At 61.8% G+C, this 10,905-nt stretch carries 11 protein-coding genes and 1 pseudogene; 1 reads left to right on the top strand and 11 read right to left on the bottom strand.

Going from position 1 to position 10,905, the window contains the following annotated elements; all coding sequences use genetic code 11:
- Nucleotides 1–52 precede the first annotated feature (52 nt).
- From E4Q23_RS13145 to E4Q23_RS13190, 11 genes and pseudogenes are all read right to left on the bottom strand, one after another.
- On the bottom strand, nucleotides 53–1,336 hold the full coding sequence (locus E4Q23_RS13145) for an adenylate/guanylate cyclase domain-containing protein (protein WP_169067053.1): 1,284 nt from the start codon (nucleotides 1,334–1,336) through the stop codon (nucleotides 53–55).
- Between the two features lie 118 nt (nucleotides 1,337–1,454).
- Nucleotides 1,455–1,697 carry a hypothetical protein gene (locus E4Q23_RS23905; protein WP_248595431.1) on the bottom strand — a complete coding sequence of 81 codons (243 nt, stop codon included), beginning with the start codon at nucleotides 1,695–1,697 and terminating at the stop codon, nucleotides 1,455–1,457.
- Nucleotides 1,669–2,262 (bottom strand): type II secretion system protein, encoded by a 594-nt coding sequence (locus E4Q23_RS13150; RefSeq protein ID WP_248595432.1) that lies wholly within the window; start codon nucleotides 2,260–2,262, stop codon nucleotides 1,669–1,671. Before E4Q23_RS13150 ends, E4Q23_RS23905 begins: the two co-directional genes overlap by 29 nt.
- On the bottom strand, nucleotides 2,259–3,251 hold the full coding sequence (locus E4Q23_RS13155; RefSeq protein ID WP_169067054.1) for a hypothetical protein: 993 nt from the start codon (nucleotides 3,249–3,251) through the stop codon (nucleotides 2,259–2,261). Before E4Q23_RS13155 ends, E4Q23_RS13150 begins: the two co-directional genes overlap by 4 nt.
- A 3-nt stretch (nucleotides 3,252–3,254) precedes the next feature.
- On the bottom strand, nucleotides 3,255–3,722 hold the full coding sequence (locus tag E4Q23_RS13160; protein WP_169067055.1) for a hypothetical protein: 468 nt from the start codon (nucleotides 3,720–3,722) through the stop codon (nucleotides 3,255–3,257).
- Between the two features lie 32 nt (nucleotides 3,723–3,754).
- The gene (locus tag E4Q23_RS13165) at nucleotides 3,755–4,357 is read right to left on the bottom strand and encodes a hypothetical protein (protein WP_169067056.1); all 603 of its coding nucleotides are present in this window, start codon (nucleotides 4,355–4,357) and stop codon (nucleotides 3,755–3,757) included.
- A complete protein-coding gene (locus E4Q23_RS13170) occupies nucleotides 4,354–5,895 on the bottom strand; it encodes a hypothetical protein (RefSeq protein ID WP_169067057.1) in 1,542 nt (513 codons plus the stop codon). The genes E4Q23_RS13165 and E4Q23_RS13170 overlap by 4 nt, the downstream gene beginning before the upstream one ends.
- A 4-nt stretch (nucleotides 5,896–5,899) precedes the next feature.
- Nucleotides 5,900–7,103 (bottom strand): annotated as a pseudogene (locus E4Q23_RS13175) (type II secretion system F family protein).
- Nucleotides 7,104–7,108: 5 nt separating this feature from the next.
- Nucleotides 7,109–8,830 (bottom strand): GspE/PulE family protein, encoded by a 1,722-nt coding sequence (locus E4Q23_RS13180; RefSeq protein WP_169067058.1) that lies wholly within the window; start codon nucleotides 8,828–8,830, stop codon nucleotides 7,109–7,111.
- 51 nt (nucleotides 8,831–8,881) lie between these two features.
- Nucleotides 8,882–10,222 (bottom strand): tetratricopeptide repeat protein, encoded by a 1,341-nt coding sequence (locus tag E4Q23_RS13185; RefSeq protein ID WP_169067059.1) that lies wholly within the window; start codon nucleotides 10,220–10,222, stop codon nucleotides 8,882–8,884.
- Nucleotides 10,219–10,653, bottom strand: a complete 435-nt coding sequence (locus tag E4Q23_RS13190; RefSeq protein ID WP_272873681.1) for a type II secretion system protein GspD — start codon at nucleotides 10,651–10,653, stop codon at nucleotides 10,219–10,221. Before E4Q23_RS13190 ends, E4Q23_RS13185 begins: the two co-directional genes overlap by 4 nt.
- Between E4Q23_RS13190 and E4Q23_RS13195 the strand changes: the two genes are divergently transcribed.
- Nucleotides 10,652–10,905: transposase (locus E4Q23_RS13195; RefSeq protein WP_169066665.1), on the top strand; the 254-nt coding region annotated here is incomplete at its 3' end. The two genes, E4Q23_RS13190 and E4Q23_RS13195, sit on opposite strands and share 2 nt — an antisense overlap.

A 10,905-nucleotide genomic window follows, 5' to 3' on the forward strand; every position in this document is an offset into this window, starting at 1 on the left:
AGCGCGCCAGGATTGAGGCACCCCGAAATCCTGGGCAGTCGCCCGCCCGTGACTATGCGGCCGCGCTACCGCTTCGGCAACCGATCAGCCGGTGGACGACCATATTGCCTTTGCCTTTCAGGTAAATCGTCTGCGCCGGATGAAACTCGAAGCGATGCTCTAAAAGCTGAAAAGTGCGGTCATCGACCTGAACCACGCCGGGAACACCTTCGCTGGTGACCCGACTGGCAATGTTCACAGTGTCGCCCCAAAGGTCGTAAATGAACTTCTTCTTGCCGACGACACCGGCTACCACCGGCCCGGTACCCATGCCAACGCGTAGTTCGAGACGCATCTCGTTGAGTTGTACGTCATCGTGCAGCAGGCGACACATCTCCAGCGCCATTTCGGCCAGAGCGCCCGAAAAGTCGCTGTGCTCGTCGTTGAGGCCGCCGGCCACCATGTAGGCGTCGCCAATGGTCTTGATTTTCTCCAGGCCGTACTTCTCGGCCAACTCATCGAAGCACGAGAAGATCTTGTTGAGCATGGCAAAAACCTGCTGTGGCGTCATTCCTTCTGCGACCCGGGTGAAGTTCACAATATCGGCAAACATCACCGAGACTTCGGCAAAGCCGTCGGCGATCGGCTGCTTGCTATTCTTCAGGCGTTCGGCAATCGGCGCCGGCAGGACATTGAGCAAAAGTCGCTCCGAACGCTCCTGCTCGACCTGCAGCAAGCGGTGCGCTTCCTGCAGGCGCTGCTGAGCGCGGTGCTTTTCGCTGTCCGAGTAGCGCAGCAACAGGTAAACGATGCTCGATACGGCCGTAAAGTTGAGCGCGAAGAAAAAGGCCGCCGTCGCTGCCGGAACTTCGGGCGGCAAACTGCTCGCCGTGTCGGCGAGGTAGTAGTCAAAGGCGCCGGAAAGTGTGGTCAGACAAACGTAGGCGAAAAACCAGGCCCCGGACGCACGCGGTCCGATGAACAGCACGGCGCCGATCGGCGCCAGCAAAGCCCACAGGCTGATGCCACTGGCAGTGATGAAGCTGCCGATGCTCCACTGCGCCACGAAGGGCGTAAACAAGAACAAGGACAACTGGATCAGCCGGAAGAGGTTGAAGTTCAGAGTCTTCAGGTAAACCAGCAGATTCCCAACGAGCAGCAACTGCAAGGCAAACGGGAGATTCGACGAAAACCTTGGTCCGAGTTGCCAATAAATCGACAGCCAGACCATCGACGCCAGACTGATCAGGCCGGTGGCAAAGAACAGCAGAGACTTCTGCAGACGCAGTTCTTCGCCGTCGCCAGGGCAAATGCCGGCGTTACGCAGGCGCTCAAGGAAGGTCCGCGCGGCACTCATCGGCCGGCTTGCTGAAGGTAGAACGTAGGCATAGGCCTATTGGACCCTAATCGACGCGGAGGGTCAATGCAACGGGACGACGCTGCCTCCGAAGGTTCCGACCTTGCCGGCAAACCGCTTACGGCAACTTGCCGGCCCGGATCATCCGGCTGAAAAGCACCCCCGGCGGAATCCACGCGACTTCATCGTCAAAGCTAGGAATCGCTGGCTTGTAGACGAAATCGAGATTGACCATCGTGTTTCCCGCGCCGGTCAACTGGTTGTCCTGTTCATCGACATCGGTACCGACCGCCGTTTGCGTCCCTAGAACCGTGTAGGCACCCTGGCCATTCTTACCGTGCGAGACAACAACGGCCGGCACAGCGGTGGCGACTCCGGCCCCCCCCGGCGGTGACCAACACACTCATGCCGCCCGGCGAGCAGAGCGCGAAAGCAGCACTCTGCGGTAGCGACAGTGGCGGCAGGGGCGGCAGGGGCGCTGGGCACTCGCTGATGTCGGGCGGGGGAACGGCCTTGGTGAAGGCACGAGTGACTCGATAGGAGTAGCGCCGTCCCCAGGCATCGGTCTCTGCAACTCCCAGCGTCGCCCACGGCACAACCCCGGCAATATTGGTGCAACCGCTGGCAGTTCGGGTCCCTTCTAGCCCGGCGCCCGCCGCGCCACTGGCAACGTTCGCCAACGCCGGGCACGGCAAGCGGCCATTGACCACGGCGTAGCCGAGTATCGTCTCGCGGATCTCGGCCAAAGCCCGCCTGGTGTCAGCAAGGTTACGACTATCAATCTGCGTCGACAGCGGGGCCAGCAGGCTGCCAACCAGTAACGCGACGATGACCAGCACGATGGCCAGCTCAGCCAGAGTAAAGCCATGTGCCCTCGCGCGGACGACGGCCGCGGCCGCATCCCGGCGCAAGCGTCCAGGGTTCATGGGACGATATCCAGGGTACTGCTATCGACGCTTACCCGGGCGGAGTCTGTGCCAAGCCGCTCGTAACGGATCAGCGGCGGCCACCCGTTGGGGCTCAGCCAAGCGGCCAGTAGCAACTCGTTGTAAGGCAAATAGCCCAAAGTCGCGCCAACGTCGCCATAGCCATCACCATCGCTGTCGGCCCAGGGAAAACTCCCGTTGTCGGCGTAGTACTTGCGCAAGCCCCATTGCGACGGTGAGAGCCCCGGACCACCGACTTCGACCAACACACGCTGGTTGACTACACGGAAGATGGCGCCCCTGGGAACAGCAAGTAGCTGATCGTTGAAGGCTGCCGACGGCGAACTTGAAACATATGCACTGTCACCATCGCTGTTGCTAGCGTCGAGATAGTCGCTGACGGTGTTGCCCGGACGACCGCTCTGGTTGGGGAGTGGCGCCTGCGGTGAGAAAATGATCGCGGCGATATTCGGAGCTCCATCTAGCGTAAGCTGCACCGGAGTCTGGAAGTTGATCGGTTGCGCGGACTCGTCGTCACGGAGTCCGCGCGAGAGTGCGTACCAGAGAAGTTCGCCAGCACTGTCGCGCAAGGCCCCCACGCGGAGAGTGGACCAGGGCAGACGGCCGATGTACGCCGGGCACTCATTGCCAACGAGGAGCGGCGCCACACCGGCGTCGCTTGGAGCCGGACAGGGCAAGCTGCCGGGACGATTTCCGTCGCTGGCGGCACGCCCAATCAGCGCCTCGGCAGCCTCGGCAAGGATCGCCGCATCGGTTTCCACGTTGCCTAGCTTGTATTGGGTCGCACTGAGCCGCCCAACAAACACATACAGTCCGAAGAGCGTTAATAGGGTGAGCATGGCCATCAGCGCAATGCCGCTCTGACGTGATCGAGACGCAAGCCGGTGCGGGTCGATTCGCGGCTGTTGCTGGCGCAAAGTACGCCTGCCAGCGATCACCCCGCGCCGCACTTCGGTAGCCGGCGGCATCGTCTACCTCGCTACTTGCGACGTCGAGTGAACACTGACTCGACCGCCCTTGAGCAGGTCCGTCGCTTCGCCGGAGTTGCGGTTTACAGTCTGTCCGACACGCGCGCTCGCCGCTGGCGCATCGCTGATATCGAGCAACACCTTGCCCGGCTCGCCGTGGCGCGGGGTGACCGTCAGGCCACTCCACAAGTCGCCTTCGTGCTGTGGCTGACCGTTTACCCAGGCCGTGCGTCGGCCGCTGCTGCGCGTGACGACGCCGTCAATGGTCAGGGTCGGATCGGCAGGGATTTGCTGCTGATCGAGAACATTCATTTCACGCTGACGATCAAGCTGCTGGCGGCGTTCCGGAGTGAAGAACAGGCGACCGAGCGCTTGCTCGTCCGCGACGGCCGACGGGCAGGTCGCCAGCAGCAGTAGCCAGGCACCCACCGCCAGCACGGCGAGCTTTGCTGTCGGTATAAGCTCGGTCATTGACTGTCCCGCCCCTTCCTGCGCTTTCCTGCTCATTTGCCACGCAGGTCACGCAAGGTCAACCACTCGATTTCGCAATCGGCCAGCAGATTCGCCCGCCCACCGCCACGCTGTTCGCCAGGCGCCGGCAAGCGCTCGACGCGACAACTGTTCACCCGGATCAGCGCCTTCGCCTGCCGGCGCAAGTCGTCGAGCAGTCGGGTAAGATCTTCTTCATGCAGCAGTTTCAATTCCAGCTTCATGCTGCTGGCAAAGAAAACGAAGTCGTTCCCGAGTTGGCCATCGAGCATGCGTTGCGGCGCAATTTCGTAGCGTAGATCGATCAGACGATGCTTGTCGCGAATCTCTTTCAGCAACTCCACCCAATCCAGGCGCTGCTCGTCACCAATGATGCCACGCTCTTGCAGCTTGTTGAAGACAATCGACTTCTGTTTGACCTCGCTCTCTTCGTTACGTACCTGCTTCAGCTTGCCGTCGGCTTCCGCAAACTGGGCAGCGATGCTGACCCTGCCCTGCTCTGCGCGCTTCATGGCCGCCAACGCGAAATACAGGGCAAGGGCGCCGACGGCGATCATCAGGACACCGAGCACAACGCTCGCTCGCAGCTTGCGAAAATCGGCAGGAACAATTTTCATAAGCCAATTGTCCGTCGAATCTGCACCTTGAACGATCGCGGCTCCTTGCTCTCCAGCGCAGCGTCGCCACCCTTGAGGGACTTGCCGGACTCGACGTCGAAGGGCTGCTGCAGGACCTCGACCGCCAACTGCGGCCTGGCCCTGAGGGCTGCGACGAGACGATTGAAAACGGCCAGCACCTGCCGCGGGTTGCTGTCGCCGTCAAGGCGCAGGGTTCCGCGGACAATTGCCGTCTCCTGATCGACCGGCTGCAGCTCGCTGCTCACGACATTGACGCCACCCGGCGCCGACGGTGATTGCGGCTTCCCGGCTTGCCAATCAATGGCCTCCAGATCGACCCACTCGGCGCGCTCCAGGGCAAGACTGATCTCACGATACAGATACCCCGGCGACGCACTATTCCTCTCCAACTCTAGATAGCGGTTGATCACCCGACGCAGGTTTTCGTTGGTCGTTGGAATCGGCGGAAAGGTCTTGACGATGTCTGCATAGCGCTGGCGAGTGAGTCCGGTCTCGCGGGCCAGAACAGCGACCTCGTTCTCGATCCGCGAGGCGTCGAAAAGCTGCTTGCCGGCGAGCAGCAGACAACTCAGCAAAACCAGCGAAGCGACTCTGCGGACGACCGAGCGAAACAGCCAGAGATGGTAGCCGTGACGCTGATCATCGTTGGCGAACTGCGCGCGCGGAGGATCGGTGGCCAGCAGGTTCAGGAAAAGAAGCTCGCAGTGGGTGTCGGTGGGCAGTGTCTTGAGCTTGCATTTGCGCGCGCTGTCTTCGATATCGAGGACTGTGAAAGACAAGGCCTCGCTATCGACACAACTGTTCTCGATCGCCTTTCGAGCGCTGGCATGCGCCAGGAGGTAGGCCTTGATCGGCTGCTTGCGACCGATCAGGCGCTGACCGACCAGATATTGCTGGAGTTTCAGAGCTTCGCTCGAGAAAGTCTGCGCAATACCGCCAATACTGCTGTTGTGCAGAGGCGTCAGGCGGCTGAAATGCAGTTCGCCGTTTTCCAGGTAACTCTGGCGCAGGCTCTGGTCCTGAATGGTCAGCAAAAGGCAAGGCTGGGCGCCAATGCCGAGCTTGCGAAGCAAGCTCGGCGCCAGTAACGGCAGCGAGTAGACGCCGGCGAGAGCCAGCTCGGCGGCGGCCAGTGCATCGAGCCAGGGGGCAAAAACCTCGGGCCTCGTCAGCGCGGCGAGCATGACGCGCTCGTCCTTGCGACGCGATTTCTGGTGACCGAGCGAAAGCGCGGTCACCAGCTTGGCATTGAAAAACAGTTGTCCCTGCTTGCGCGCAATGACCGCCTGGCGGTCGGCGCCGCGTAGAAACGGGATGGTTTCGATCTGGAACCCTTCTTCCGAGACGTTGGCCAGGATCAAGAAGACGCGGCTTGAGTTGGCCGCCAGGTAGTCGGCAAATGCTGCTTGCCCGGCTTCGCTGGCGTCGAACGAGTGCTCATCAGCCAAAACCCCGGATTGCCAGGAAAAAGCCGACAGGTGATGGGCGCTGAGGTAGAGGAGGCGACGGGCAGCCATCGTGCTATACCTTGATCTTGCTGATCACGTCGTAGACCGGCCCGAGTACAGAGAGCATGATCCAGCCGAGCAGGGCGCCCATGACCACGGTGAGCATCGGTTCGATCAGCTGCTGCATGCGCGCCACGGACTCCTTGACGTCGCGATTGTAGAAATAGCTGACGTTCATCAAGGCGTCGTCGAGCGCCCCGGTATTCTCGCCGACGCGCAGCATGCGGATCACCAGCGGCGGGAAGAAGCCGGTGGCGTGAAAAGCGGCGGTCACGTTCTGCCCCTCGCCGATCAACTGCTCGACGCGCTCCAGGCCGCGGCGAATGACCAGATTGCCGACGACATCCTGCGTCGTGCGGATCGACTCGAGAATCGGGATACCGGAAGCGTAGAGCAGGGCGAAGGTGTTGGCGAAGCGGGAGAGGGCAATCTTGCGCAGAATGTTGCCAACAAACGGCAAGCCAAGCTTGACGCCATCGAAGCGAACGCGTGCCAGCGGATTAATGTGCAACAGGACGCGCAGGCCGAGCGCCAGTAACGCCGGCAGCAAGAGGAGAACATACCAGTAGTCGACCATCAGGTCGGAGATGAAGAAGAGGACCACCGTCTGCGTCGGCAGGACCTGCCCCATGTTCTTCACGAACATCTTGAGCTGGGGAACCATGTATACCATCAAAAAAAAAGCTGGCAGCCAGGACGATGACCGCCACGAAGGCGGGGTAGGCGATCATCTTTTTCGTTTGCGAGGCGAGTTCGTCCTCCCATTTCAATGCCTCGTTGAGACTGTTCAAGACTTCCGGCAGGCGACCGGTCGTTTCACCGGCGCGGATCAGGCTCACGAAAACGGCATCGAAGACGCTGCGGTGACCGTCCATGGCCTGCGAGAGCGTCTGGCCGCCCTCGATCGCTTCGATCAGGCTGGCCACCACCTCACGGAAGCGCGGGTGCTCGAGACTGTCACGCAGATCCGCCAGCCCATCGATGAGCGGCACACCGGCACGCACCAGCTGTTGAAGATGGAAGCAGAAGTGAATCATTTCCCGGCGTGGCACGCCACCGCTGGCAAACAGGGTGCGCTGGCTGACCGGTTCGCCGCTGACCAGGTCCAGCTCCATACGCCGCAAACGCATTTCGAGGTCGACCAGGTTGAGGGCGTCGATCCTGCCGAGAAGCATCCGCCCCTCGGGACTGACCGCTTTATACGTGTAGAGCGGCACCGATCCTACATCCGGTCAGTCAGGTCAACGACCCGGCCGACTTCCTCGAGCGCCGTCGAACCGTCGAGAACGCGGCGCAGGCCGTCGTCGGCGAGGGTGGCAAAGCCCTGGCGGCTGGCGAGCGTGCGCATTTCCCGGAAAGTGCTGCGCCGAGCGATCAACTCGTCCATGTCGCCATTGATGCGCAGCAGCTCCATGATCGCCAGGCGCCCGCGATAGCCCTGGAACTCGCAGCGCTCGCAACCGCCCGGCCGATAGACCACCGGCCGCGGTCCATCGGCCAGGTTGCCGAGCAGGCGCGCCTCGTGCGCCTCGGCCTGGTAGGGGATCTTGCAATGCACGCACAGCCGCCGCACCAGCCGCTGGGCGATGATGCCGATGATATTGCCGGCCATGATGTCGGGCACGATGCCGATATCGAGCAGGCGGGGTATGGCGCCGAGGGCCGAATTGGTATGCAGGGTCGAATACACCTGGTGGCCGGTCATCGCCGCGCGCAAGGCCATTTCGGCGGTTTCTGCATCGCGCACTTCACCCACCAGAATGATGTCCGGGTCCTGGCGCATCATCGAGCGAATGCCATTGGCGAAATCGAGTTTTAGCGAATCGGCCGCCGACGTCTGGCGCACCATGGTCATCGGATACTCGACCGGGTCTTCAAGGGTCATGATGTTCACCCCCTCGGAGTTGATATGGTTGAGCACCGAGTAGAGAGTGGTCGTCTTGCCGCTGCCGGTCGGCCCGGTCACGAAGATGATCCCTTCCGGGCGGGCAATCATCAGCTTCAGCTGATCGAGCTGTTTGTCGGCAAGACCCAGGCCTTCGAGGGGCACGATCCCTTTCTGCCGATCGAGAATGCGCAGGACGATATTCTCACCGTGAATCGTCGGTTGTGCAGAAACGCGGAAGTCGATCTGCCGACCGCGCAAGTTGAGCGAAATGCGACCGTCCTGGGGAGCGCGCGTTTCGGCGATATTCATGCCCGAGAGGACCTTGATGCGCACCGCCATTGCCGGCCAGTAGGTTTTGTGCAGCGAGCGAATCTGGCGCAGCATGCCATCTATGCGGTAACGGATGCGCAGGAAACTGGCTTCCGGCTCGAAGTGAATGTCCGACGAGTCGCGCTTGACGGCGTCGGTCAGCAGCGAGTCGATCAAACGCACAACCGGCTGGCTGTACTCGTCGGCCGACGATTGCAGGCCGCGGAAGTCAATCTCGCCGGTCTCGATCTCGTGCAGGATGCCGTCGATCGACAACTCGTGGCCGTAGTACTGGTCGATGGCACGGTCGATTTCTGTCTCGCCGGCCAGCAGGGTGTCGATCTCGATCTCGTCGCTGGTCAGCGTACGTATTCGATCCAGGGCGACAATGTCGTTGCTGTCGGCAATGGCGACCGTCAAACGCAGGTTTTCAGCATCGTAGTCGAGCGGCAGCAGGTGGTGGCGCTTGGCGAGATCGCGCGGAACGTATTTCAGCGCCGAAGGGTCGATGATCGCATTCGATAGATCGACACTCTGCTTGCCCAGGCTCTCCGAAAGCGCGTCACGCAGGGTCGCCTCGGAGACAAAGCCGAGCGACACCAGAAGCTTGCCGATCGGCTGATTACACTTCATCTGCTCGAGCAGGGCAATACGCAGCTGGTCTTCGCTGAGAATCCCCTTACTGAGGAGAATCTGGCCCAGCGGCCGGGAATGGGCGGGATGGAGGGGTGTGGCTGGAGAGTTCATGAGCGCGCGAACAGCCCCTTCAGTGACGGCGATCGGCGCAGACGATGAACATCATTGCTGCAGGTCAACGATGCGCTGTGCAGCGGCATTCTTGTCGAAGGCGCTAGGCGAGGTTTCGGCAGCGGTCAAGGCCATCCGGTAATACTGCACAGCCAGCTTCTTCTGGCGTAGCTGGTCGAGACTGACAGCAACGTTGAAAACATGGTCGGCGTTGCCCGGCTCCAGGGAATAGGACTGAAAATAGGCCTGCTGCGCCTCGCTCCAGCGGCTCTGCCCGGCGTAGAGGTTACCGAGCGCGAAGAACAAAGCGGCCGAGTCCGGCTGCTTGGCGATCAAGGTCTTCAGACGACTCTCGGAGCGAGCGGCGCTGCTCTGCCCGCGCATGTTGATCAGCGCGGCCTGCGCAGTCACGTTGCCGGGGTCGGACTCGAGAACCTGCAGATAAAGCGCCTGTGCGCGCTCGGCGTTCCCCCGCTGGCTGGCAATAACCGCCAGCCCGAGCAGCGCGTCGGCATTCCGGGGGTCCCTGCGCAGAACCTGTTCGTAGCCGTGGTGCGCCTCGTCCAGTCGATCAGATAGCCAGGCGTCGTAGGCCTTGTCGAGGGTCTGCGCCTGCTGCTTGCTGCTGCTGGGTTGGAAGACCCCCGGAGCGGCTGCTCGAGGACGGCTTGCAGGCTCTCCGGAGGGGCGCTTCACCGCCGCGGAAGTGGTCACTGAGGGATCAGGAAGTCGGCTTGTCGGCGCCGACCGTTGCCGCGCTTCTGCTGCCGGCGTGCCCGCTGGCGGTAGCTCGCCGCGAACTTCTGCAGCCCCCTCCAGCGAACCCGGCGGCGTACTGGTCGGCGGCTGTGCGGGCTGCGTTGGCTGCGCGGCCAAGGGCTGGGCTGGCTGCGTTGCAGGCATCGGATAGGCAGGCGGCCGAGCGACGGCCGTCGGTGCGACCAGAGTACCGCCGGAAATCGACTGCAACTGCCACCAGAAATAACCCCCGATAGCCATCGTTGCGACGCAGACCAGTCCGAGAAAAAGCCATAGCGAGGTGCGCGACCTGGGCGTTTGCTTGACGGCAAAGAGGTTTCTCGCCGCGCTGCGCTCATCGGCCTGCTGACTCTCGAAGTTGGCTCGCGAGTTCGCCACTGCAGCCGCAGCTTTTGTTGGCGCCGAGGGTGAAGTCCGCGAAGCGCGACCAGTTTGCAGCGCGTCGAAGCCCGCGTCAAGCGAGGAAAGCGGCTGTTCCTCCACCGTCTCCGTAGCCTCCCTGCTCGCCGGAGTTTCCGGCTGCAAAGGGTCAAGGCGCAATTCGCTCGGCACCGTAGCCGTCGGCCGAGCGTTGGCACTAGCCTTGCGCTTGGCTTCCTCGGCGCGCCGCAGGGCGTCCATCAACAGACTCACTGCAAGGGCTCCGGAGAGCGCTCGGGAAGCGAGAAGGGCCGGTAAACCTGATCGGCCTTGAAGAAATCCTTGTCGGGCAGGGCGTCGCGGAAATTGCTGAAGTCGCCATCGATCGACGCGTCCTTGATCACCGTTGGGCGGATCAGAACGACCAACTCTGTTTTCGTGGACGAGTTCTTGCGGGTATTAAACACCTCCCCGATAAACGGGATATCGCCGAGGCCGGGCAGGCGACCGGTGCTATTGTCCAAGCGGTCTTCCATCAGCCCGCCGAGAACCGCGATGTCGCCGCTCTCAACGCGCATGATCGACTCGATTTCGCGCATGCGGATCTGCGGCACTAAGTTCGGCCTAGCAGCCTGTCGGACTTTCCCTGCGCCGGATCTGGATATGATATAATCATACCTCTTCAAGCAATCGGGTCGTCGCATGTCCAAGTTTATCGTCGCTGACCGCCAGACCGACTATCTGCTACCGCCGTCGGTAGACGACTGGCTGAACCAGGATCACCTGGCGCGATTCATTGTTGAAGTGATCGACCAGCTCGATCTGTCCAAGCTGACGCGCGAGTACGCGGGGCGCGGATCGAAAGCCTACCATCCGGCCACCCTACTGGGGATTCTGGTCTATGGCTACATCACGGGTATTTTCTCCAGCCGCAGGCTGGAGCAGGCAACCTACGA

It is taken from the genome of Candidatus Accumulibacter phosphatis (assembly GCF_012939955.1).
In the GTDB taxonomy this organism is placed as follows: Bacteria; Pseudomonadota; Gammaproteobacteria; order Burkholderiales; family Rhodocyclaceae; genus Accumulibacter; species Accumulibacter delftensis.